At 55.8% G+C, this 23,651-nt stretch carries 20 protein-coding genes; 5 read left to right on the plus strand and 15 right to left on the minus strand.

The window, feature by feature from the left end; all coding sequences use genetic code 11:
• Positions 1 to 25 precede the first annotated feature (25 nt).
• Genes AC1MDE_RS06110 through AC1MDE_RS06125 form a run of 4 tightly spaced genes read left to right on the plus strand, consistent with a single transcriptional unit; the run spans position 26 to position 2,912 of the window.
• The gene (locus tag AC1MDE_RS06110) at positions 26 to 1,249 is read left to right on the plus strand and encodes a SpoIIE family protein phosphatase (RefSeq protein ID WP_038644771.1); all 1,224 of its coding nucleotides are present in this window, start codon (positions 26 to 28) and stop codon (positions 1,247 to 1,249) included.
• 10 nt (positions 1,250 to 1,259) lie between these two features.
• Complete coding sequence (locus AC1MDE_RS06115) at positions 1,260 to 1,811, plus strand: SiaB family protein kinase (RefSeq protein ID WP_097118104.1); 552 nt, start codon at positions 1,260 to 1,262, stop codon at positions 1,809 to 1,811.
• A gap of 7 nt (positions 1,812 to 1,818) precedes the next feature.
• Complete coding sequence (locus tag AC1MDE_RS06120; protein ID WP_034828496.1) at positions 1,819 to 2,205, plus strand: DUF1987 domain-containing protein; 387 nt, start codon at positions 1,819 to 1,821, stop codon at positions 2,203 to 2,205.
• Complete coding sequence (locus AC1MDE_RS06125) at positions 2,202 to 2,912, plus strand: GGDEF domain-containing protein (RefSeq protein ID WP_080748190.1); 711 nt, start codon at positions 2,202 to 2,204, stop codon at positions 2,910 to 2,912. Before AC1MDE_RS06120 ends, AC1MDE_RS06125 begins: the two co-directional genes overlap by 4 nt.
• 101 nt (positions 2,913 to 3,013) lie before the next feature.
• On the opposite strand, the gene mrdA is transcribed toward AC1MDE_RS06125, so the two are convergent.
• From mrdA to AC1MDE_RS06180, 11 genes are all read right to left on the minus strand, one after another.
• On the minus strand, positions 3,014 to 4,891 hold the full coding sequence (mrdA, locus tag AC1MDE_RS06130) for a penicillin-binding protein 2 (protein ID WP_058959211.1): 1,878 nt from the start codon (positions 4,889 to 4,891) through the stop codon (positions 3,014 to 3,016).
• A gap of 286 nt (positions 4,892 to 5,177) precedes the next feature.
• Positions 5,178 to 5,891 (minus strand): purine-nucleoside phosphorylase, encoded by a 714-nt coding sequence (gene deoD / locus AC1MDE_RS06135; RefSeq protein ID WP_034828492.1) that lies wholly within the window; start codon positions 5,889 to 5,891, stop codon positions 5,178 to 5,180.
• A gap of 33 nt (positions 5,892 to 5,924) precedes the next feature.
• Positions 5,925 to 7,148, minus strand: a complete 1,224-nt coding sequence (deoB, locus tag AC1MDE_RS06140; RefSeq protein ID WP_480344386.1) for a phosphopentomutase — start codon at positions 7,146 to 7,148, stop codon at positions 5,925 to 5,927.
• Positions 7,149 to 7,239: 91 nt separating this feature from the next.
• Positions 7,240 to 8,562, minus strand: a complete 1,323-nt coding sequence (gene deoA / locus AC1MDE_RS06145; protein ID WP_058959210.1) for a thymidine phosphorylase — start codon at positions 8,560 to 8,562, stop codon at positions 7,240 to 7,242.
• Positions 8,563 to 8,641: 79 nt separating this feature from the next.
• On the minus strand, positions 8,642 to 9,421 hold the full coding sequence (gene deoC / locus AC1MDE_RS06150) for a deoxyribose-phosphate aldolase (RefSeq protein ID WP_058959209.1): 780 nt from the start codon (positions 9,419 to 9,421) through the stop codon (positions 8,642 to 8,644).
• A gap of 292 nt (positions 9,422 to 9,713) precedes the next feature.
• Positions 9,714 to 10,490, minus strand: a complete 777-nt coding sequence (locus tag AC1MDE_RS06155; RefSeq protein ID WP_160833663.1) for a TatD family hydrolase — start codon at positions 10,488 to 10,490, stop codon at positions 9,714 to 9,716.
• A complete protein-coding gene (locus tag AC1MDE_RS06160) occupies positions 10,487 to 11,539 on the minus strand; it encodes a patatin-like phospholipase family protein (protein ID WP_479399580.1) in 1,053 nt (350 codons plus the stop codon). The genes AC1MDE_RS06155 and AC1MDE_RS06160 overlap by 4 nt, the downstream gene beginning before the upstream one ends.
• 178 nt (positions 11,540 to 11,717) lie before the next feature.
• Entirely contained in the window at positions 11,718 to 11,879 is a 162-nt protein-coding gene (locus AC1MDE_RS06165) for a DUF1328 domain-containing protein (protein WP_007893192.1), read from the minus strand.
• A 95-nt stretch (positions 11,880 to 11,974) separates the two neighbouring features.
• Positions 11,975 to 12,562, minus strand: coding sequence for a molecular chaperone OsmY (osmY, locus tag AC1MDE_RS06170; RefSeq protein WP_224933861.1), 588 nt, complete (start codon positions 12,560 to 12,562; stop codon positions 11,975 to 11,977).
• Between the two features lie 258 nt (positions 12,563 to 12,820).
• Positions 12,821 to 14,410, minus strand: coding sequence for a peptide chain release factor 3 (gene prfC, locus AC1MDE_RS06175; protein ID WP_479399582.1), 1,590 nt, complete (start codon positions 14,408 to 14,410; stop codon positions 12,821 to 12,823).
• 344 nt (positions 14,411 to 14,754) lie between these two features.
• Positions 14,755 to 15,858: a M20 peptidase aminoacylase family protein gene (locus AC1MDE_RS06180; protein ID WP_166933495.1), complete on the minus strand. Its 1,104-nt coding sequence runs from the start codon at positions 15,856 to 15,858 to the stop codon at positions 14,755 to 14,757.
• Positions 15,859 to 16,096: 238 nt separating this feature from the next.
• On the opposite strand from AC1MDE_RS06180, the gene ftnA reads away from it, so the two are divergent.
• Positions 16,097 to 16,606 carry a non-heme ferritin gene (gene ftnA, locus AC1MDE_RS06185; protein ID WP_038644750.1) on the plus strand — a complete coding sequence of 170 codons (510 nt, stop codon included), beginning with the start codon at positions 16,097 to 16,099 and terminating at the stop codon, positions 16,604 to 16,606.
• A gap of 170 nt (positions 16,607 to 16,776) precedes the next feature.
• On the opposite strand, the gene AC1MDE_RS06190 is transcribed toward ftnA, so the two are convergent.
• From AC1MDE_RS06190 to AC1MDE_RS06205, 4 genes are all read right to left on the minus strand, one after another.
• On the minus strand, positions 16,777 to 19,620 hold the full coding sequence (locus AC1MDE_RS06190; protein WP_480344387.1) for a sensor domain-containing protein: 2,844 nt from the start codon (positions 19,618 to 19,620) through the stop codon (positions 16,777 to 16,779).
• 166 nt (positions 19,621 to 19,786) lie between these two features.
• On the minus strand, positions 19,787 to 20,905 hold the full coding sequence (locus tag AC1MDE_RS06195) for an MBL fold metallo-hydrolase (RefSeq protein WP_082678149.1): 1,119 nt from the start codon (positions 20,903 to 20,905) through the stop codon (positions 19,787 to 19,789).
• Positions 20,893 to 22,635: an ABC transporter permease gene (locus AC1MDE_RS06200; protein ID WP_058961910.1), complete on the minus strand. Its 1,743-nt coding sequence runs from the start codon at positions 22,633 to 22,635 to the stop codon at positions 20,893 to 20,895. Before AC1MDE_RS06200 ends, AC1MDE_RS06195 begins: the two co-directional genes overlap by 13 nt.
• A gap of 2 nt (positions 22,636 to 22,637) precedes the next feature.
• A complete protein-coding gene (locus tag AC1MDE_RS06205; RefSeq protein ID WP_058961911.1) occupies positions 22,638 to 23,627 on the minus strand; it encodes an ABC transporter substrate-binding protein in 990 nt (329 codons plus the stop codon).
• Between the last annotated feature and the right edge of the window lie 24 nt (positions 23,628 to 23,651).

Consider the following 23,651-nt stretch of genomic DNA (forward strand, 5'->3'; position numbering starts at 1 on the left):
CCTAATCAATGCCAGAATAATTCTTATGCAGCTGCCTGATTTACGCGCAGGATTAACCTCCCTGTCGAGCCGTTCCCGTGCGCGTTCGCTGTGCATTGAGGTGCCGTTTGTCAGCCCAGCCATGGACAACACAGCGGTCATGGCTCTGTTTACCGAACACAAAGATTTGATCGGTTTGCCAGTGATCGAGAACGGCACGCCGTTTGGCATGATCAACCGCCATATCTTCCTGTCACAGATGACGCGCCCTTTCTTCCGCGAACTCTATGACCGCAAAAGCTGTATCGCTTTTATGGACAAAGAGCCGCTGGTGATTGATGCCGATACCGAGCTGGATCAGGTGGCGCATCAGGTGGTGGCAACCGGTGATAAATCGGTCACCGACGGATTTATTTTGACCGAACAGGGCCGCTATATCGGCATCGGTTTGGGGATAGATTTGATCCGCACCGTCTCCGATTTGCAGGCGCAACAGCATCAACAAATTTTGCAGAGTATCGATTATGCGCGCGTGATTCAGGACGCGATGCTTGATCGCTCAAAACAGCAAATGGCCCAGCAGCTCAATGACTGGTGCCTGCACTGGCAGCCGCGCGATGGCGTGGGCGGCGACTATTATGCATTCCATCAGGATGAACACGGCTGGCTGGCATTGATTGCCGACTGCACCGGCCATGGTATTCCGGGTGCCTTTATGACGGTGATCCTGCAATCCGCGCTGGAAAACGCGCTGCAGAAAAACCGTCGGGCACCGTCCGATCTGCTGCAATCACTGAATCGTCATATTAAACAAACCCTTGGGCAGCTCAATGCCACGCAGCAAACGTCGCTCTCCAATGACGGCTGTGATGCTATCGCGCTACGCCTTGATACTCACCAACATCAACTCAGCTGGGCCAGCGCACGCATGCATGCGCTGTTACATCCGGCCGCTGGCGAAGCGGAATCGCTCAAGGCCGATCGCGTCGGTGTGGGTTACACCGATACGCCGCAGGATTACATCTGGCCGGAACATCAACGCACGCTGCATCCCGGCGATATGTTGTTGGTGATGACCGATGGCGTGACCGATCAGCCCGGCGGTGAACGCCACATTATGTTTGGCAAAAAGCGCATTCAGACGCTGGTAACACAATATCAAACCCTGCCGATGGACGAGTTGTCAGCGACCTTTGAGCGGGAATTTCTCAACTGGCAAGGCAACCAGCCGCGACGCGATGACGTCACCTGGTTTGGCTTCCGTTATTAATGAGCACCTTATGAACTCAGGTTCAACCCTTAGCCGCGTACCGCCAGAAAGCGTTGCACTGCACTATACTGGCTTCTTCTCGCCGCAGAACATCACCGCCATGGGCGAGGTGATTAAGGTCTTTCTGGAGAACCAGCAGGCGCCGGTGAAAGTGCGCCGCCGCTTGTTCTCCAGCTTTGTTGAAATCGTACAGAATATCCTGCGTTATTCGCAGGATAGCCGCGTCATGAACCACGCCGAGCAGGATTTTCGCTTCGGCACCGTTACGCTGCGCGTAGATGGCGACACCTACGTGCTGGAAAGCAGCAATCAGGTCGATGAAGTCGCCTGTGAGCAGCTGCGTTACTGGCTGGATTTGCTGCGTACCATGAGCAATGAAGAGATCAAACAAGCATACCGCGTAGGTCTGCGAGCTGAGAGCCCTGCCACAAGCAAAGGGGCCAACATAGGATTACTGACACTTGCCCGTGATGTCAGTGAACCGCTGGAGTATGAACTGCGTCCGCTGGAGTCCAGTGGTTACGCCACGTTTTGGCTCAAAGCCACCATTCACCAGGATTGAATTGTTTATGCAAAACCTTGTTATTGCTGCCACAGAAAGCACGCCCGAGGTCAATTTTGACTTCGAAAGCGGTCAGTTTTCTCTGCGCGGAGAATCCTGGCCGGAAAACGCCGCCGCCTTCTACCGTCCGTTGCTGGATGCGCTGGAAAGCTGGCAGCCCGCACAAAGCGGCCAGATCGAAGCCAATATCGCCCTGCGCTATTTCAACAGCTCCAGCACCAAAATGCTGTTCAGCCTGTTTGATCTGTTCAATCAGCTGGCGCAGAAAGGCCAGAAGGTTGAACTCAACTGGTTCTTTGATGAAGAAGATGATGTGTCTGAAGAGTTCGGCCAGGAACTGGCGCTGGACTTTACCGATCTGCAGGTGAATCTGCGAGCGGAAATGGCCTCATGATGGACCTGAATGAGCTGTTTCGCGAAGAGAGCGAGGTGCTAACGCGCGCTCAGGATGTTGCGGCTCAGACCTCGCTCAGTGCAGACGATTATCGTAATGCGTTGCTGAACGTTAATCGCCACTATCAGCGCCTGATGCGCGAGACCTATCGCATGATCTCGCGCAGTGACCGTGCTGAACGCGAGCTGAACCGCGTCAATGAGCAGCTGCATCAACTGGCTCAGGAGCTGGAATACAAAGCCAGCCACGACCCACTCACTGCTGTCTGGAACCGCGGTGCCATCATTCAGCGTATTACGAATACGTTGAGCAATGGCCCGGCGGCGCTGATCATTCTCGATATCGACCACTTCAAGAAGATCAACGATGAGTTCGGACATCCGATGGGCGATAAGGTGATTTGCGGCCTGGTGTCGCGTATTCAGACGCACTGTCCGGAAGATGCCAGCATTGGCCGTATTGGCGGTGAAGAGTTTACCGTGCTGCTGCCGCACTACCGTTTATCGGACGCGGTGATTGTCGCGGGCGCGATTCACGCCTCCCTGAACGCCTCGCCACTGGCGGTGCTGCCGGGTCAGTTAGTGACGGCCAGCCTTGGCGTCAGCTATGGCAAGCCAGGTTCCGATTTCGAAACCCTGTATAACAATGCTGATGCCGCGCTATATGATGCGAAAAACCACGGTCGCAACCGGGTTTTCTTCCGCTAGAAGAGCCTTGTCGCGACAGCATTTATAGCGCAGAGATCAGCATTACCGCTCAGGATCGCGCGATAAATTGCACCGCGACGTTGGGTGCGATCTCGCGCAAATTAATTTTTCTGCGCCGTTTCTACCGGCGGCTCAGACGGTGGCGGCAGGAAGATGTGATCGAGAATATTGCGCATCAACGGTGCTGCCGTCACCCCTTCACTTCCTCCGTTTTCCAGAATCAGCGCCACTGCGACTTTCGGATCATTAAACGGTGCGAACGCGGTATAGAAGATGTGGTCACGCAGGCGCGTCGGGATCATTTTCGCGTTATAGACCTGGTTCTGCTTCAGACTGAACACCTGAGACGTCCCCGACTTCGCCGCAATGCCGTAAGGCGCGGTGTGGAAATACTTATAACCGGTGCCGTTCGGTGCATTGGCCATGCCGAACATCGCATGACGCACCAGCGACCAATACGGTGATTTTGGATCGCCGATTTGCGGTTGCGGCAATTTAGGTTGATAAAGCTGTTGTTCCTTACCACGCTGCGATTTTTCCAGCAGGTGCGGATTAATCACCCGGCCATTATTAAGCAGTGCCACCAGCGCTTTCACCATTTGAATCGGCGTCGCAATCCAGTACCCCTGACCAATCCCCACCGACACCGTATCGCCCTGATACCATGAGTGTTTATGCACTTTCTGCTTCCACTCACGACTAGGCAGCAATCCTGAATACTCTTCATTGAGATCGATGCCGGTGGGTTTGCCGTAGCCAAACTGGCTCAGCATGGTGTGAATACGATCGATGCCCATCATAAACGCCACCTGATAGAAGAAACTGTCCGCCGACTCCTCAATCGCCTTGGTGACATCCAGCGTGCCATGCCCCGACTTTTTCCAGTCACGATATTTACGATCGGTGCCTGGCAGGGTCCAGGTCGGCGCGCCAAAAATAGTAAAGCTTGGGGTGATCACCTTGGTCAGCAGCGCGGACATCGCCATATAGGGTTTAACTGTCGAGGCCGGTGGATACAGGCCTTGCGTGACACGGTTGATCAGCGGCAGATTTTTGTCCTGCAGCAACGTTTTGTAGGCTTTGTAGCTGATGCCTTTTACAAACGGATTCGGGTCATAGCTCGGCGCAGATACCATCGCCAGCACACTGCCATCGCGCGGATCTTCAATCAGCGCCGCCGCACGCTGGCCGGCGAGCTGGCTCTCAACGTACTGCTGCAGATGCAAATCCAGCGTCAGATAGACGTTCTGGCCGGCAACCGGCGGCACTTCTTTCAGCACGCGCACAATGCGACCGTGGTTATCCACTTCCACTTCCTGATAACCGGTTTTGCCGTGCAAAATGGACTCGTAATAGCCTTCAATGCCCTGCTTACCGATGTTGTGGTCAGCAGCATAGTTTTCGCCGACGCCTTCGGCATTCAGGCGTTTGAAATCGTTATCGTTGATCTTAGAAACATAGCCCACCACATGAGCTAAATCGGCGCCATAGGGATACTCACGGTCCTCATAAGTGTCGATGGCCACGCCGGTGAAACGGAACTGATTGACGGAGAAGCGCGCCACCTGCTCATCAGTGAGTTCTGCTTTTAACTCGACCGGCTTATAGCGGCTGTTCTGTTTGAGTTCGTGCTCGAAGGTTTCAATTTCTTCCGGCGTCAGGTCGACAATCGGCGTCAGCTGCTTCAGCGTTTCCTGCATATTGTCGATTTTGTAAGGCGTCACGAGGATGTCGTACCAGGTGACGTTACGCACCAGCGGAATACCGTTGCGATCGTAGATCAACCCTCGCGTCGGCGCGATGGGGATCATTTTGATGTCGTTTTCGTTGGACCGCGTCTGGTAATAGCTGTGCTGATCCACCTGCAGACGATACAGGTTAACGCCAAGGATAATGAAACAGATGACGACCAGAGCAAAAGCGACAAGCGCACGGCGGACAAACAGTTTTTCTTCAGCTTCGAAATTACGGAAATTCATCAGGGGGGCTTAGTCTCTTTGTTATCACGCTAATGATAAGCAGAGATGGCTTTAGAGCCAGCACGAAGATGCACAAGCCTGGGTAAAAGTGTGTCAGATGTTTACGAGAAGAGGTTCAGGTCACCCTGAGTGGTATCGATGATTCCGAGCGGTGAGTAACGAGATCGTGATAAATGGCAGGATTCATTTCGCGCGAAGAAGAACAAGGTCGCCACCCATGACGACCCTGTGCGCTGGTGGGTTTCGTCAGGTGCGCGTTGAAGCGCACCGAACAAAACAGACGGGATTAATCCCCCAGCAGCACCGACTCCAGCGCGATCTTGATCATATCGTTGAAGGTGGTCTGGCGCTCAGCCGCCGTGGTCTGCTCGTGCGTGCGGATATGATCCGACACGGTGCAGATGGTCAGCGCTTTAGCACCGAACTCCGCTGCCACACCGTAGATACCCGCGGCTTCCATTTCTACGCCCAGAATGCCGTATTTCTCCATCACATCGAACATCTGCGGATCTGGCGTGTAGAACAGGTCAGCAGAGAAGATATTGCCAACGCGTGCGTCCACACCCAGCGCTTTGGCGGCATCAACCGCGTTACGCACCATGTCGAAGTCCGCAATCGCCGCGAAGTCGTGATCCTTGAAACGCATACGGTTCACTTTGGAATCGGTGCAAGCACCCAGACCAATCACCACGTCACGCAGTTTCACATCGGCACGCACCGCGCCGCAGGAACCGACACGGATGATTTTCTTCACGCCGAAATCGGTGATCAGCTCTTTGGTATAGATCGAGCAGGATGGAATACCCATACCGTGGCCCATGACCGAAATCTTACGGCCTTTGTACGTCCCGGTGTAACCCAGCATGCCGCGCACGTTGTTCACTTCAACCGCATCTTCCAGGAAGGTTTCTGCGATGTGCTTAGCGCGCAGCGGATCGCCCGGCATCAGCACCACGTCCGCGAAGTCACCCATTTCTGCATTAATATGAGGCGTTGCCATGGTTATTTTCCTTTTTAAAATTGGTGGGCTGTTTTACAGCAGGCTTTTGCCGTAGTCCATGCTGGACAGGCCAAAATACTTCGCAATGGTCTGGCCGATATCCGCAAAGGTATCGCGATAACCCAGCGATCCTGGCTTCACTTTTGGACCGTAAATCATAATCGGGATGTGCTCGCGCGTGTGCTCGGTGCCCTTCCAGCTTGGGTCACAACCGTGGTCGGCGGTGAGGATCAGAATATCACCCTCTTTCACCAGCGCCATCAGCTCCGGCAAACGGCGGTCGAAGAACTCTAAACCGCCCGCATATCCGGCGATATCGCGACGATGGCCCCAGGTGGAGTCAAAATCAACGAAGTTGGTGAAGACGATGGAATTGTCCGGCGCCTTTTTCATCTGCTCGATGGTGGCGTTGAACAGCGCATCCAGACCGGTGGCTTTCACCTTCTGAGTAATGCCCTGCTCGGCGTAAATATCCGCAATTTTACCCACGGAGATCACTTCGCCGCCCTTCTCGTCCACCAGCTTTTTCAGCATGGTCGGCGCAGGCGGTTCCACCGCCAGATCGTGACGGTTGCCGGTACGCTCAAAGTTGCCCGCTTTGTCGCCGACAAACGGACGCGCAATCACACGGCCGATGTTGTAGCCACCGTTGGTCAGTTCTTCACGCGCGATTTCGCACAGTTCGTACAGACGATCCAGACCAAAGGTCTCTTCGTGACAGGCAATCTGGAATACCGAGTCCGCCGAGGTGTAGAAAATCGGCTTGCCGGATTTCATGTGTTCTTCGCCCAACTGGTCGAGGATCACCGTACCGGACGAATGGCAGTTACCAAGATAACCCGGCAAATCGGCGCGTTTTACCAGCACATCGAGCAGCTCCTGCGGGAAGCTGTTCTCTTTGTCGCTGAAGTAGCCCCAGTCAAACAGCACCGGCACGCCGGCGATTTCCCAGTGGCCTGACGGCGTATCTTTACCGGATGACAGCTCGCTGGCATAAGCGTAGGCACCAATGATTTCAGCATTGGCGTCGAGGCCCGGCGGGAAGCGGCCGGTAGAGAGTTCAGCGGCTTTACCCAGACCGAGCGCAGTCAGGTTTGGCAGATGCAGCGGCCCTTCGCGACCTTCATTGGCGCGGCCTTCGAAGCACGCTTCGGCGATATGGCCGAGCGTATCCGATCCTTCATCACCGAATTTATCGGCGTCTTTGCTGGAGCCGATCCCGAAGGAGTCGAGAACCATAATAAAAGCACGTTTCATGCAAGTCTCCTGCGCAATGGCGCGATGACAAGTCAAAAAAAAGCGATCAGATCAGTATACCCGAATGGCCGCTGCCTGGCACGAAGAAGCGTTACTCGCTGACGCGGCGATAGACCACCGGCGTTTCCGCAGGCGCGCTATCACTCAACGTGATAGCTGCTTTGACCGCTTCCGCAGCCTGCTGCCACTGCGCTTCCGACGCGGCATGAATCACCGCCAGCGGGCGCTGTGTATGAACCTGCGTGCCGAGCGTGGTCATGTCACTTAAGCCCACGCTGTAATCAATGCTGTCGCTGGCACGCTGACGACCTCCACCCAGCGACACCACTGCCATGCCCAGCGCACGGGTATCCATGGCGCTGACAATCCCGGCGCGATCGGCATACACCGCTTTGCTCAGGGTCGGTGCAGGCAGATAGCTGTCCATCCGCTCGATGAAATCCACCGGACCATTCTGCGCCGCCACCATGCGCGCGAATACTTCCGCCGCTTGACCGTTATCCAGCACGTTCTGCAATTTCCGTCGTGCTTCGGCGTCGTTGTCGGCTAGCTTGCCGGAGATCAGCATTTCCGAGCACAGCGCCATGGTCACTTCCAGCAAGCGCGGGTTGCGCGCCTCGCCGGTGAGGAACTGCACTGCTTCGCGGACTTCCAGCGCATTACCGGCGGTGGATGCCAGCACCTGATTCATGTCAGTGAGCAGCGCGGTGGTTTTGCAGCCCGCGCCGTTCGCCACGCCAACAATCGCTTGCGCCAGATTTTCCGAGGCTTCAAAGGTCGGCATAAAAGCACCGGAGCCGACTTTCACATCCATCACCAGCGCATCCAATCCTTCCGCCAGTTTCTTGGCAAGGATCGATGCGGTGATCAGCGGGATCGAGTCAACGGTAGCGGTGATATCACGCGTGGCGTAGAAACGTTTATCGGCGGGGGCCAGTGAGTTGGTCTGGCCGATAATTGCGATACCGACATCTTTGATGATCTGGCGGAAACGATCGTCGCTCGGGAAGATATCGAAACCGGGGATCGCTTCCAGCTTATCCAGCGTGCCGCCGGTGTGGCCGAGGCCGCGCCCGGAGATCATCGGGACATAACCGCCACACGCTGCCACCATCGGGCCGAGCATCAGCGAAGTCACATCGCCCACGCCGCCGGTGGAGTGCTTATCAACAATCGGGCCATTGAGGTTCAACGACTTCCAGTTGAGCACCGAGCCGGAATCGCGCATCGCCATGGTCAGCGCCACGCGCTCTTCAAGATTCATATCGTGGAAGTAGATGGTCATTGCCAGCGCGGCAATCTGACCTTCTGATACGCTGTTGTCGCGCACGCCATTGATAAAGAAACGGATCTCCGCTTCGCTCAGTGGCTGGCCGTCGCGTTTTTTTCGAATAATTTCTTGTGGCAGGAACAAGGTTGCCTCCCCGGGAGATTGCTGTGAAATGCACCAAACATTATTCGGGTCGCCATTGATGGCGACCCTGAGGCTGGGATCAGTAGCCCGCTTTGCTGGTCGCTGTCGCGTGGCCCAGCGTATTCAGCAGGCTCGCCAGCAGGCTTGAAGCACCAAAGCGGAAGTGGCGCGCATCCGCCCAGCCTTCGCCCAGAATGTCATCCGCCAGCTTCAGATAGATCGCGGCATCTTCCGCCGTGCGCACGCCGCCCGCAGGCTTGAAGCCCACCTGCTGCTGCACGCCTTTATCGTGAATCACCTGCATCATGATCGCCGCCACTTCTGGCGTGGCGTTAACCGGCACTTTACCGGTTGAGGTTTTGATGAAATCCGCACCGGCATCGATAGCGATTTCAGAAGCGGCGCGAATCAGCGCTTCTTCTTTCAGTTCACCGGTTTCGATGATCACTTTCAGCAGCACGTTGGCAGCGGCGCAGGCTTCTTTACAGGCTTTCACCAGCGCAAAACCGATGTCGCGATTGCCGGCAATCAGCGCGCGATACGGGAAGACCACATCCACTTCGTCTGCACCGTATGCAATCGCCGCATGGGTTTCTGCCAGCGCGATCTCAACGTCATCGTTGCCGTGCGGGAAGTTAGTGACCGTGGCGATGCGAATATCAGGCGTGCCCTGCTCGCGCAGTGCTTTACGTGCCGCAGGGATGAAACGCGGATAGATGCAAATGGCCGCGGTGTTACCGGCTGGCGACTTCGCCTGATGACACAGCGCGATCACCTTCTCATCGGTGTCATCGTCGTTCAGGGTGGTTAAATCCATCAGTTGCAGGGCGCGTTGTGCGGCCGCTTTAAGATCGGTCATGATGCTCTCCAAAAGGTGACCGGCAGACTGTGCCCACCGGATAATGTGATAATTCTAACAAACCACACCTGAATGAATTGCGCTTCATGTCACATGAAAAAAGAAAATTCGTCATATGAATACAATTATTTAGTGATTTAAGTCACAAATAACCGCCAGCACACCCGTTTTCAGGTGCAATACAGGTTGTGAATATTATCACAAAATAGGGCAAAAAAGGGTAATGCTGATTTTATTACTGTAGCCAATACCCGCCAAAACCGCGGGAAATCCAGATTGTGTCGGGAGGAGATCAGGCAGGCAGGGCAAACACGCGCAGGCTGTTCTGCCACAGCGTATCAGCAATGATATCGGGCGATTCACTGCGCAACTGACACAGCACATCAAACACGTTACGCGCGCGCTCAGGACGGTTGGGCTGCCCCTGATAACCCTGCAACGGCATATCAGGCGCATCGGTTTCCAGTAACAGTGAGGTGAGCGGCAGATTAGCAATAGTGTTGCGGGTTTTACTGGCGCGTTCATAGGTGATGGTGCCGCCCACGCCGATCGCATAGCCAAGCTGGATAAAACGTTCCGCCTGCTGCTGGCTGCCAGCAAAACCGTGTACCACGCCACGGCGCGGTAAATCATGGCGACGCAAATGCAGCGCCAGCTGATCGTGGGTGCGACGCGAATGCAGGATCACCGGCAAATCATACTGTTTCGCCAGTTTGAGCTGTGCATCCAGTAACCGCGTTTGCTTATCAAATTGCGCGTCCTGCATATAGAGATCGAGGCCGATCTCGCCGATCGCCACGCGTTTACTATCAGGCGTTTTCAACCACTGTTCCAGCTGATCCAGATGCGCATCCTGATGCTCGGCAATATTGATCGGATGCAGCCCTAATGCGGCATACAGCGCCACGTGCTGTTGCGCCAGCTGGCTGACCAGTGCAAAGCGGCTGGCATCGACGCTCGGCACAATAATGCGTTCCACACCCGACTGCGCCGCACGGGCGATGCTGCCTGCGGCGTCATCGACAAAAGGCGGGAAATCGAAATGACAGTGGGTGTCGATAAATCTCATGCCAGCGATCCTGCATCAAAATCGGCATCATTATCCGCCAGCGGCGGCGTGTGCACCGCACGATTGTCTGGTGCATTCGCCACGGCGGCCGGTGGTGTCACGGTAGTCTGGCGCAGGAACGGTTCGGCATCGCTCAGCCATTGACCTAGCGTCGCGAGGAAATAGCGGCCGCTGCGGCGTCCTAAATGGTAATCCTGATTCAGTGAAGCCAAACGGCTACCCAGCGCCATACTCGCCAGCGGTTTCGGCGGGTAAATTTCAATGATGCGCAGGTCGTCTGGCGGCTGTTCGATAAACTGCTGAATCTCACGATAGCTCTCTTCATGGTGATGCAGGATGTTGATCATCGGCTGCAGTGCGCTGTCACCCAGCCAGCGCTCCATACGTTTGAACCATTTAGGCGTGTAAGACATTTGTGATGGCACGGTGCGGATCACCACAATGGTATCGGCACCGCGTCGTGCGGCTTCACGCACCGGAATCGCATCGCTGATACCGCCATCGAGATAGTTCACGCCATCCATCAGCACACCGCTGCGATAGAACCCCGGAATGGCGCTGGAAGCTTTGATCACGTCGTGCCAGTTCAGGCTGGTAGGGTTGAAATATTCAGCGCGGTAATCGTCACCGCGACACGCGCACATATAGAACTCGCTGCCTTTGGCAAACAGTCCTTCGGCATTGCTGAGCGACAAGGGAAATTCTTGTTTGGTGATGTCGATCAGCCAGTCGAGATCGATCAGATGGCCACCGCGCACAAAGCGCAACGGATCAAAAAACAGTTTGCTGGTGGTATAACGCGTGATGACGCGGCGCGCGTAGCCCGGTTGGGCGCAAACAAACGCAGACAGGTTTTGTGCCCCTGCGGAGGTGCCCAGCATCAATTGAAACGGGTTAAAACCGGCACGCTGAAACTCATCAAGGACGCCTGCGGTGAAGATGCCGCGTTGACCGCCGCCTTCGCAGACCAGTGCAATTTTGTTGGATTTAAACGGGGTGAGCGCCAGGGGCTCAAAGGTGTCCAGTGACACCGGGATGCGTATTCCCAATGGATGTCCCTCAGTTTTCCTGCTCTGAGGGAGCCGCTAACGGCAGCATCCCGGAGAACCAGTCATTGTCATTCCCTGACCTATTGCATCGTGCAATCGGTGCGGCTGCCTATTATGCCGCAAATGACTGGTCTCCGCTTTAGTGACTCGCGGGTTAGCGTTGTGTTAACGCAATCGGTCAGGGTCGTTTACGCCCGGTAAACAGGCTTACGAGGAACAGAATAATACCGACGATGAAGACAATTTTAGCTGCCCATGCTGCCGTACCCGCCAGACCGCCGAAACCTAATGCTGCAGCAATCAGAGCGATGACCAGAAAGATAATACCCCAACGAAACATAAGCCTCTCCTTACCATAGTGAAAATCGAACTGCTTATTAGTACATCACTGTTTTTATTACGATGCGGCACCGGAACAGTGCCGCTTCGCTCGCGTTAAGATTTCACCTTCAGGTCATTCTTCACGCTTTTTACGCCTTCAATGGCTTTGGCGATTTTCTCAGCACGATCAGACTGTGCCTGGTTCGCCACTTCTCCTGATAACTGCACCACGCCATCGGTGGTTTCCACCTTCACGTTGCGCGATGGCACAATGTCATCTGCTAAAAGCTTAGCTTTTATTTCACTGGTGGTTGCGGTATCGCCCGCATAACCTTTCAATGATGTTTCTTTGCTGTCTTTAACGTGCAGTTTGTCACTGACGGATTTCACACCCTCAACTTTTTGCACCAGCGCAACGGCTTTTTCCGCCTGATCCTGCGAAGCGACAAAGCCGCTCAGCGTGACCACGCCCTGATGCGTTTTTACTGAGATATCCGTACTTTTAATCGCTTCATCATCCACCAGCGCCGCTTTGGCTTTAGCAGTGATGCCGCTGTCATCCATAAAACCATCGACTTTTTTCATAGAACTATCGATTTTAGAACCCGTGCTGCTGGTGTCCGCAGCGTAGGCTGCGCCGCCCATCAGAGCAGTGGTAGCCAGAGCGGCAATCAGGGTTTTAGCAATCTTAGTCTTATTCATCGATATCATCCTTCTATCAGTTAACTCACTCGCAACTGCGAATGCGCCAGCAACAAACGGCGTTGCTGCATTCATAGACGTAATGAAACCAGAGGTCTCTTTTCTCGTCCGACAGAATAATCATAGTAGGGATTACAGGTTTTGCTGGCTTTTGTGGTTGATATCTCGCCAAAAACTGATAAACGCAGCGCAATTAGGAGGAGTCTGTAGGATAAAAACAGGGCCAGTGAAAATCACTGGCCCTGTTGTGAGGCGGGATTAGTGCTCGCGCGTTTTGCGGAACTTCACGTCAGGATAGCGTTCCTGGGTGATGTTTAGGTTTACCATGGTTGGGGCGATGTAAGTGAGGTTATCACCGCCATCCAGCGCCAGGTTCACTTCATTTTTGCGTTGGAAATCGTCGAATTTCTTCGCATCGCTACACTCAACCCAGCGGGCGGTTGAGACGTTGATGGCTTCATAAATCGCTTCAACGTTGTATTCGCTTTTCAGACGCGCCACGACCACTTCAAACTGCAGCACACCGACCGCACCCACGATCAGATCGTTGTTGTGCACCGGACGGAACACCTGCACCGCGCCCTCTTCCGACAGCTGAACCAGACCTTTCAGCAGCTGTTTCTGCTTCAGCGGATCGCGCAGACGGATACGACGGAACAGCTCCGGGGCGAAGTTCGGAATACCGGTGAACTTCATATTTTCACCCTGGGTAAAGGTGTCGCCGATCTGAATGGTGCCGTGGTTGTGCAAGCCGATGATATCGCCGGGGAAGGCTTCTTCTACGTGCGAACGGTCGCCGGCCATAAAGGTCAACGCATCCGAGATCACCACGTCTTTGCCAGTACGCACCTGGCGCAGCTTCATGCCTTTCTCGTACTTGCCAGAAACCACACGCATGAAAGCAACACGGTCACGGTGTTTCGGATCCATATTCGCCTGGATCTTAAACACGAAGCCGCTGAATTTCTCCTCGCTGGATTCCACCAGACGCGCATCGGTTTTACGTGGCATCGGCGTCGGTGCCCAGGCCACTAAGCCATCGAGCATATGATCGACGCCGAAGTTACCCAGTGCGGTGCCGAAGAACACCGGGGTAATTTCACCGCTCAGGAACAGCTCCTGATCGAACTCGTGGGACGCGCCCTGCACCAGTTCCAGCTCATCACGCAGTTGCTGTGCCAGGTCTTCACCCACCGCCGCGTCGAGATCCGGGTTCGCCAGACCTTTGACAATGCGCACATCCTGAATGGTATGGCCCTTACCGGTTTGATACAGGTAAGTTTCATCTTTGTAGAGGTGATACACGCCCTTGAACAGCTTACCGCAGCCAATCGGCCAGGTGATTGGCGCGCAGGCAATCTTCAGCTCGCTCTCAACTTCATCCAGCAGTTCCATCGGATCGCGGATGTCACGGTCAAGTTTGTTCATAAAGGTGATGATCGGCGTATCGCGCAGACGGGTCACTTCCATCAGCTTACGGGTACGATCTTCAACACCTTTCGCGGCATCGATCACCATCAAACAGCAGTCAACCGCCGTCAGCGTACGGTAGGTATCTTCAGAGAAGTCTTCGTGCCCTGGGGTATCCAGCAGGTTCACCAGACTTTCGCGATACGGGAATTGCATCACCGAGGTGGTGATGGAGATACCACGTTGTTTCTCCATCTCCATCCAGTCAGATTTAGCATGCTGGCTGGAGCCGCGGCCTTTGACGGTACCGGCGGTTTGGATCGCCTGCCCGAACAGCAGCACTTTTTCGGTAATGGTGGTTTTACCGGCATCCGGGTGCGAGATGATCGCAAACGTACGGCGGCGCGCCACTTCATCTAAAAAGGAAGCAATAGACATGTGTGAATTCTTCTTCAAGGGCAACGCGCGGGCGGCGCGCTGCGAATAAATCGTTCCGGGCAAAGCCGGGGGATAACGGAACCAATGGTGACGCAGTGGCGTCAATTCACAGCAAGATGTGCGCGATCTACATTGGCGGCAGTCCGGTTATCCAGTCAGCATTAAGGCGGCATAGCATACAATATTTCAGCAGGCGGGGAAATCGCGGGATGGAACCTGTGTACACCCTCGCCCTGCCGCTTTCCTGCAAGCGAGAAGAAGAGACTGCTCGAGCGAGGCTTTCATTCAGGGTTACAGCCTCGCCCATTTGCGGGAGAGGCTGGGGTGTGGGAAACGACACACGACTAACCCAACACGCGCACCACTGCCGCCTTAAAGATCTTCACCCCAATCTCCAGCGAACTCAGTTCAAAACGCATATCAGGATGATGCAGGCCCGGCACCAGATTGGTACCCAGCCCCCAGAAACCGGCTTTCACCTGCGGTCTTTTCACCGGGTAGTAGAAGAAGTCTTCACTGCCTGGCGTGGATTTGGTGTCGAGCAGCCCTTCTTCCCCCAGTACATCGACGATCGCTGCCCGGATCACCGCCGTGGCCTCCTCGTGGATTTCTGCAGCGGGCATCTCTTTCAGTACCACCACTTCAGCGCTCGCACCCAATGCAGCCACGCTGTGCTGAATCGCCTGCGTCACTTTTTGTTTTAGCACCTCCATCGGTGCGTTCTCCTGCGAACGCAGATCCCACACCACGCGCGCCTCATCCGGCACCGAGTTGGTGACACCGGCATCACACAGGAAGCGGGTGGCTTTCACGCTCCATGTCAGACCCGGTGCCAGATGGATACTGTTCACCGCCTGTACCGCTTGTACTGCGGCATCCAGCGCATTGACACCCAAATGTGGGCGCGCGGCATGAGCAGGCACACCTTTAATAGTCGCTTCCAGCGTACTGCACGCCGAATAGAGCACGGCTGGCGTGGCTTGTCCGACATGGCACTCTTCCAGTGGACGCACATGGAAACCGAGGATCATCTCGACATCCTCCAGCGCACCGCCCTCAATCATCGATAACGCACCCGCACCGAGTTCTTCCGCAGGCTGGAACAGCAGCTTAAGCTTGCCGCGCTTGATCGCCCCCTCTTTCAGCAACTCCTGTGCCGCCGTCAGCACCACCGAAGAGTGCCCATCGTGGCCGCAGGTATGGCGTGCACAGGCGACGCCGTTAATGATGTGGCCGAGTGCATCCATATCTGCACGTAGCGCCAGTACCGGACCCGGCACGCCGCTGTCAATTTCCGCCACGATGCCGGTGGTGTGATTAATGCCGCGCGTCACGCTGATGCCAGCCTGCTCAAGCTGGTCGGCGATATAGGCGGAAGTTTTGAATTCTTCGAATCCCAGTTCCGGGATTTCATGCAGGTAATGGTAATGATCTAATACGTTCGACACCGCTAAGCTCCTGACAAGTAAAGGCTCATCACAGCATCCGCCGATGTACGGCTATAATCAATCCAGCGTGAATGAAAATGAGTCAAAACTGAGAACTCTTCGCATTCAATAAATGAAATAATTCCATTTATAATCAATAAGATAATTTCAACTTTTTGTCGAAAAAGCCTTCACAAAAAAGTATAGATTGATGCATAATTCACCGTACTTCACCTGACAAATTAAAAAGGACTCAGCCATGTTAACTGCTGAAATGACCTCTCGCCTGAACGATCAACTGAACCTCGAATTCTTCTCTGCCAACCTGTATTTGCAGATGAGCGCATGGTGCAGCGACAAAGGTTTTGAAGGTGCTGCCTCTTTCCTGAAGATGCATTCTCGCGAAGAGATGGAGCACATGCAGCGCCTGTTCGATTACGTTAGCGATGCCGGTTCTCTGCCGGTGCTGGGCAGCATTGCCGCCCCTGCCGTTAGCTGGAACTCACTGAATGACGTGCTGGAAGAAGCGCTGAAGCATGAGCAGCTGATCACGCAGCGCATCAACGACCTGGTACACACCGCGTTGATGTCTCAGGACTACTCCACCTTCAACTTCCTGCAATGGTATGTGGCTGAGCAGCACGAAGAAGAGAAGCTGTTCAAAACCGTACTGGATAAACTGGCGCTGGTGGGCAACAAAGGCGAAGGCTTGTTCCTGGTGGACAAAGACCTGGGGCGCATGAACGTCGAAGGCCACGGCCAGTCATAATAAAGACGACACACAGCTGAAAACACCACGCCCGGCAATGCCGGGCGTTTTTTTATGCTGAAATCGTACGCTTTGATGGCGACGAGCGTACAAACGATCAGGAACATAGACTCAACCAGGAGCGCATCAATGCGCCCCTGCGTTGTCGCATCGCCATACATGGCGACCGCTTACTCCAGCTCTTTCAGACGCAGTTCTGAAGGCTGCGGGCGGCCAAAGAAATAGCCCTGGAACAAGGTACAACCCTCTTCACGCAGCTTGGCGAATTGCTCGCTGCTCTCCACCCCTTCGGCGGTGATCTGAATATCCAGACTGCGGCTCATGCCGGTGATCGCCCGGATAATCGCCAACGCTTCGCGACTGTCACCCATATCGTTGATAAACGACTTGTCGATTTTGATCTTATCGAACGGGAAGGATCGCAGATAACTCAGCGATGAATAGCCGGTACCGAAATCATCCAGCGCAATCTGCACGCCAATCGCCTTCAGGCTTTGCAGGGTGCGGATATTGCCCAGCGTGCCATCCAGCAGTACCGATTCCGTGATCTCCACCTCGAGGCGATGCGGGGCCAGCCCGGATTCGCGCAACGCGCCTTCCACCACCGACACCAGCGAGCTGTTCTTAAACTGCAGCGGCGACAGGTTAACCGACACAGACTGCTCGGTGCCCCAACTCTGTGCCTCGCGGCAGGCTTCATACAGCGCATAAGCGCCCAGCATATGGATAAGCCCGGTCTCTTCGGCAATCGGGATAAAATCATTCGGCATGATCAAGCCCTTAACCGGATGGTGCCAGCGCATCAGCGCTTCATAACCAATGATTTCGTCCTCATTGGTGATCGGCTGATAGTAGAGTTTCAGCTGACGCCCGGTGATTGCCTCACGCAGATCGTTTTCAATCACGCGGCGACTGCGCGCCACATCATCCATTTCCATGGTGAAGTGTTCAAAGCGGTTGCGCCCGTTGCGTTTGGCTTCGTACAACGCCATATCCGCACAGCGCAGCATGTGCTCAGGCGTGTTGGTAACCTGTGACGTCAACGCAATGCCCACGCTCAACCCAACGGAAAGATTGTGCCCTTCAACATTAATAGGCGGACGGATCGCTTCGATCAGGCGCTGAGCCACCACCGCCGCTTCCTGCGCGTTATTGATATTCGGCAGCACGATAGCAAACTCATCGCCGCCAATACGCGCCAGCGTGTCATGGTCGCGCAGCGCACTGCGCAAGCGTTTTGCCACCACGCGCAGCAGATCGTCACCAATCTGATGGCCCAGCGCATCGTTAACGTTCTTAAAGTTATCGAGATCGAGACACAGCGTGGCGCTCAGCGCATGGTGTTGGTTATCCTGGCGCAGCGCTTCACTCAGCTTCTGCCGGAACAGAATACGGTTTGGCAGGCTGGTGAGGTTATCGTGGTGCGCCATGTGGTGAATACGCGCATCGGCTTCACGCTGATCGGTAACGTCCTCAACAATCAGCATCACGTAGTTCTGACGCATATCTTTGCCACTGATGGTGGTGGCGCGGGTATGCAGAATACGATCACCGCCTGCGGTCAGCAGCAGCTGTTCGCGTGAATGGATGCCTTCGCTGCGCAGCGCGATATCCGCCAGGCTATTGAAATAGTCGCTCAGCTCCGCCGACATACACTCGTGCGGACGCTTGTGCATAATCAAAGACTTACTGACACCAAACAGCTGCTCGGCTTTGTCATTGACCATTAAAATCTCGCGGCTGATGGCGTCTTCAACAATCACGCAAGACGGAATGTTAGCGATGATGGTGTCCAGGAAACCAGACAGCTCAGACATCTTAGCGCTCTGCGACTGCGCCAGATCCCGCGCGCGCAGCAGTTGCTGTTCATTCTCACGACGCTCGGTGACATCTCGCGTGATTTTGGCGAAGCCGATCATCTTGCCATCTTCATTGTGGATAGCATCGATCACCACATGCGCCCAGAACGCCGAGCCATCTTTACGATAGCGCCAGCCTTCATCTTCGAAGCGACCGGTTTTCAGCGCGATACCCAGGTTGGCTTCCGGCGTGTTGGCGATGCGCTCCTGAGAACCGTAAAACACTGAAAAATGCTGGCCGACAATCTCCTCGGAAAGATAGCCTTTGGCACGCTGTGCCCCGGCGTTCCAGTTCACTACACGGCCCTGCAGATCCAGCATATAGATAGCGTAATCGGTCACACCTTCCACCAGCAGTCGGAAGGTTTTCTCGTACTCCTGCTGTTTGCGCTGCAGCTCACGCTGCTCGGTGCAGTCACGGGTGATTTTGGCGTAGCCAATCAGCTTGCCCGCATCATCACGAATCGCATCAATGATCACATGTGCCCAGAACGCGCTGCCATCTTTGCGATAGCGCCAGCCTTCATCCTCAAAGCGCCCGGTTTTGAAAGCGGTGCTGAGGTTTTTCTCTGGGATATGATTTTTGCGGTCCTGCGCACTGTAGAAGCGTGAGAAGTTCTGACCAACAATCTCTTCGGCCACGTAACCTTTGGCACGCTGCGCGCCGGCATTCCAGTTTTCGACGTTACCGTCGAGATCAAGCATGTAGATGGCGTAGTCCGTTACGCCTTCAACTAATAAACGGAAACGTTGCTCCTGTTCCTGCTGTTTGCGCTGCTGTTCTTGCTGAACCGTGCAGTCGCGGGTGATTTTGGCAAAGCCCAGCAGTTCGCCGAAGTCGTCGCGAATCGCATCTATCACTACATGTGCCCAGAAGGCGCTGCCATCTTTACGATAACGCCAGCCTTCGGTTTCGAAGCGCCCCACCGCTGTCGCTATTGAAAGCCCGCGCTGCGGCGCACCGTTTTTACGATCTTCTTCGCTGTAGAACAGCGCAAAATTTTTGCCGACGATTTCGTCCGGCGTATAACCTTTGGCGCGTTGCGCTCCTGCATTCCAGTTGGCGACAGTGCCATCGGGTTTGAGCATGTAAATGGCATAATCCACCACGCTCTGCACCAGCAGCCGGTACATGACGTCAGAGTTATTATTCATTGTTGTTCGCCTATTGCTGGCCTGGTATTAATTGCTTCTTAAGAAAAATCTTAATTACCGTGGAGACTTAAACGCAAAAGCGCAGCGCTGACAAGCGTTAATCGTCCACAGACAAAAGTTGGTAGTCAGGTTATCGGCAATGGCGAAAAAACATTCAGCGGGATACTCAATATATTCTGCTACGTTGACGCTGCTCCTGGGGAAAACGCGGACTATCCAGATGGCATTGCAGGGGGAGATGCGCTTGCCAGCATAATGGCGCGCGTGTCGCTAAAATCGGGCACTCTGCCGCCGCAATAAAGGCCGGGATCACGCGCTGGGCAGCGGTTTTCTCAATTAACCACAGTTGATCGTCGAGCGGCGGATGGACGTTCCAGGGTAGCCAGCGTGCCTGCTGATCGGCCAGTAAGCTGGCTGCGCGCGTGCCGGGCGCAACGTGACTGCTGAAGATCAGGTTAAAGCCTGGCTGAGCACTGAGCTGCGCGGCTAAGCCGCTGTCGGCCACCGCATCGGCCGCCACAATGACATCTGCAGGCCGCCATTGTTCCGGCTGCGGCTGTTTCAACAAGCGCACCAATCCCAGCGCCGTGGTGGCGGGCAGTTTGTCCATCGCCAGCAGTTGCGCGACCTCACTGCGAATTTGCGGGCAGAGCTGAACCGCCAGCCCCCGTGCGGTGAGCTGTAAAGCCACTTCCGGACCGCGTCCGTGTTCCGGCACGGCAATCACCGCGCCGTGGGTGGCGGCCATCCCCAGTGCATCCATCTGATCGCACAAACGCTGCGTGCGATCGCCGTAGGACGCATCAGTGATCAACAGCTTAGCCTGCGGCGGGCAGTCAAACGGCAACAGCAGCGCTTCGCGGCTCCAGTCGCCCATATAGGTGATGCCACCGGCAATCGGCAGATGGAACCATACCGAACCCGGTGAATGGCCGCTGCGGCCGGTAAACAGATTTAACGGGCCAATGGCCGTTTGCCCGCGTAGCGGTAACAAACGTCGCGCATACATCGGCACCGCGACGTTAGCCAACTGCAACCAGGTTTGCTCGGTGGCGTACACCGGCGGTGAGCCGATTTGCGCCCAGCAGTCGAGCGAGGCGGCGTGATCAATGTGCGAGTGGGTCAAACACAACGCATCAACCCGGCCAATGGCGCGGATATCCGGGCGCACGCCGGGTTGCGGACCGGCGCCGAGATCCCACAGCAGGCGATAGCCTTCCATCTCAACCAAAAAGGCCGCGGGCAGCTTGCCGCCCACACCGCTGATAACCGTTAAGCTTGCCATGGTAAAACCCCTTGCGGCAGGCGCCGCGCCAGCCGCGTTGCCAATCCCATCAGCAAACACACGACCAGAATCATTAGGCAGCCTACCGCGGCCGCCAGCGAGGCGGAGCCCCCTTCGTCGAGGAACACGATGGTGGGTCCGATGGTTTGGGTTTGCGAGGTGACCAGCAATACCGAAACCTGGATTTCATTCAGTGCGGTGAGGAACACCAGCACCGTGCCCGCCAGCGCAGAAGGCGCAGCCAGCGGCAGTAAAATATCGCGCATGCGGCGCATAAAGCTGGCACCGCACAAGCGTGCCGCCTCATCCAGCGCCGGTTCCAGTTGCGCGAAGCCTGCCAGGGTCGGGCGCAGCACCAGCGCAAGGAAGTTCGCCAGATACGCGGCGAGGATGATCCACACCGTGCCATACAGCGACACATTGATTATCGGCAGCGGCCGCAGAAAGAACAGCATCGCCGCCACGCCAGTGACAATGCCCGGCAAGGCATAGGTGAGTTCACTGGCCAGCCACAGGCCGCGCACCAGTTTGGTCCGTCGCCAGCTGAGGAAATACGCCAGGAACAGCGCGGTGGACGTCAAAATCATCGCCGCCAGCGTGGTTAGCCCGAGGCTGGTCATAAAGGCGTGGCGCACCGCTGGGTAGCCCCATAGCGCGCTGCGGAAGTTCTCCAGGGTCAGCGTTTGCCAGGTGAGTGCCTGACCATATCCGCTGGTGAGTGCAGTGATCAGCAGCGCACTGACCGGCAGCAGCAGCGTCAGCACCATCCACAGCCAGGCGGTACCTTCAATCGCCATGCGCCCGCGCCCTAGCGTTTGCTGCCACAGGCGCGGCGCACCGTTGACGCGCACATCATGGCGCCCACCGAGCCAGGCGCTGGCCGCCATACCCGCCAACGTGATCACGGCAATCAGCAGCGCGTAAACGGCGGTATTGGGTAAGGCACTCGGACCAATGCCGTTGAGCTGCTGATAGACCAGCGTGATCAGTGTCGGCACGCGGGCGGGAATACCCAGCATCGCCTGAATACCGAAGTTACCGGCAGCGGCGACAAAGGTCAGCGCGGCCCCGGCAAAGATCGCCGGACGCGCCAGCGGCAGAATGATGGTGAACAGCACGCGCATCCTGGAGGCGCCGCTGATCTGCGCCGCTTCGACTAAATCGGCCGGTAAGCGACGTAAACCCGCGCGCACGGTGAGAAACACCAGTGGCGCGTTGTGTGTACCGAGCAGCAGCACGATGCCGCTCAGCGAATAGAGTGGCTGTTCGCCGGGCGCAAACCACGGCAAGCCGAGCGAACCAAACAGCAGCGCTAACGGGCTGGACGGTGCCAGCGCCTGCAGCCACGCCAGCGCCGTGACCTGCGGCGGAATCATTAGCGGCAGGATAAAGGCAAACACCCAGGCGGTTTTGGCGCGCAAATCGCTCAGCGCCACCAGCCAGGCAGCGGCGGTGCCGAGCAGCACCGAAATCAGGGTCGAGCTAAAAGCGATGAGCAACGTATTGCCACTGGCAATCAGCACGCGGTCGCTGGCTATCAGGCGCGTTAACCGAGCCATATCCGGCACGCCCTGAGGGGCAATCGCCGTCCACACCAGTCGCAGCAGCGGCGCTACCGACAGCAAGCCAATCAGCAGCACCATCAGTGCCAGGATCAGCTTTTCGCTGTTGAGACGCCAGCGTTGACCGCCACGCGCCGCGTTACGCCATTCGTTGCTCACCACGCTCATGCTTAGCCGCCAAACATTGCGGTGAACTGATCGCGCACCGTGGCATCTTCCTTGATGGCTTTCGCCACATCAGGGGTCAGCAGTTTGATTTTGTTGATTGGCGTAAAGCCGGCTGGCGCAGAAACACGATCGTCCACCGGACGGTTACCCTGCTCGACCACCAGCTTCTGGCCTTGCTCAGACAGCATAAAGTTCACGAAAGCTTTGGCGGCGGGCAGGTTGTGCACCGACTTCATGATCGCTACCGGCTCCGTCACGTAAGAGACGCCCTCTTTCGGGTACACCAGATCCACCGGTGAGCCTTTTTTCTTCGCCAGAATCACGTCCGCGTCCGTGATGATGCCGTACTTATCCAGTCCGCTGGCCACCGCTTTCAGCGCGGGGCCATTGCCGCCCTGCGGAGCCACACCAATCGCTGCCAGCTTCTTGTAGAAGTTCCAGCCGATGGTTGGCGTGTTGATATCGGTGTGCAGCTTGTACAGCGCCGCACCAGAGTAGAGCGGGCTTGGCATGGCGATCTGACCTTTATTGGCCTCTACCGCCAGCGCGTTCCAGCTGTCAATCGGCTGTGCGTGCTGGGTGTTATAAGCAATCACCGTGGCGATGATTTTGGTGCCAAAGAAGGTTTTGTCTTTGTCGTAGAACGACGGATTGATGTGGCTCAGTGGCGCATCTTTGTAGCTGTAGAGCTGGTTCTGATTCTTCAACGCGCCAAGGTTGATGGCATCGGCAATCAGCAGCACATCTGGCTTAGCGCCACCGCTCATCATCTCGGTCTGCAATACGTTCATCAGCTGTGTGGTGCCGTTACGCGTCCACTCCACTTCGACTTTCGGGTACGCGGCTTTGAACGCGTCCACGGTTTGCTGCGCGATTTCCGGCGCCTGCGAGGTGTAGATCACCAGCTTACCCGACGGCGCCTCTTCAGCGTGGCTGGCGGCGGCGAACACTAATCCACTGGCTAACATCAAAGCGTTAAAAGTCGTGCGCATAGCAATTTCCCTAAGGTTTGAACG

This window comes from Pantoea folii (genome assembly GCF_056678875.1).

Coding starts and splice junctions, on each gene's coding strand:
- AC1MDE_RS06110 (WP_038644771.1), top strand. CDS start 26: ATGCAGCTGCCTGATTTACGCGCAGGATTAACCTCCCTGTCGAGCCGT.
- AC1MDE_RS06115 (WP_097118104.1), top strand. CDS start 1,260: ATGAACTCAGGTTCAACCCTTAGCCGCGTACCGCCAGAAAGCGTTGCA.
- AC1MDE_RS06120 (WP_034828496.1), top strand. CDS start 1,819: ATGCAAAACCTTGTTATTGCTGCCACAGAAAGCACGCCCGAGGTCAAT.
- AC1MDE_RS06125 (WP_080748190.1), top strand. CDS start 2,202: ATGATGGACCTGAATGAGCTGTTTCGCGAAGAGAGCGAGGTGCTAACG.
- mrdA (WP_058959211.1), bottom strand. CDS start 4,891: ATGAATTTCCGTAATTTCGAAGCTGAAGAAAAACTGTTTGTCCGCCGT.
- deoD (WP_034828492.1), bottom strand. CDS start 5,891: ATGGCAACGCCTCATATTAATGCAGAAATGGGTGACTTCGCGGACGTG.
- deoB (WP_480344386.1), bottom strand. CDS start 7,148: ATGAAACGTGCTTTTATTATGGTTCTCGACTCCTTCGGGATCGGCTCC.
- deoC (WP_058959209.1), bottom strand. CDS start 9,421: ATGACCGATCTTAAAGCGGCCGCACAACGCGCCCTGCAACTGATGGAT.
- AC1MDE_RS06155 (WP_160833663.1), bottom strand. CDS start 10,490: ATGAGATTTATCGACACCCACTGTCATTTCGATTTCCCGCCTTTTGTC.
- AC1MDE_RS06165 (WP_007893192.1), bottom strand. CDS start 11,879: ATGTTTCGTTGGGGTATTATCTTTCTGGTCATCGCTCTGATTGCTGCA.
- osmY (WP_224933861.1), bottom strand. CDS start 12,562: ATGAATAAGACTAAGATTGCTAAAACCCTGATTGCCGCTCTGGCTACC.
- prfC (WP_479399582.1), bottom strand. CDS start 14,410: ATGTCTATTGCTTCCTTTTTAGATGAAGTGGCGCGCCGCCGTACGTTT.
- ftnA (WP_038644750.1), top strand. CDS start 16,097: ATGTTAACTGCTGAAATGACCTCTCGCCTGAACGATCAACTGAACCTC.
- AC1MDE_RS06190 (WP_480344387.1), bottom strand. CDS start 19,620: ATGAATAATAACTCTGACGTCATGTACCGGCTGCTGGTGCAGAGCGTG.
- AC1MDE_RS06195 (WP_082678149.1), bottom strand. CDS start 20,905: ATGGCAAGCTTAACGGTTATCAGCGGTGTGGGCGGCAAGCTGCCCGCG.
- AC1MDE_RS06200 (WP_058961910.1), bottom strand. CDS start 22,635: ATGAGCGTGGTGAGCAACGAATGGCGTAACGCGGCGCGTGGCGGTCAA.
- AC1MDE_RS06205 (WP_058961911.1), bottom strand. CDS start 23,627: ATGCGCACGACTTTTAACGCTTTGATGTTAGCCAGTGGATTAGTGTTC.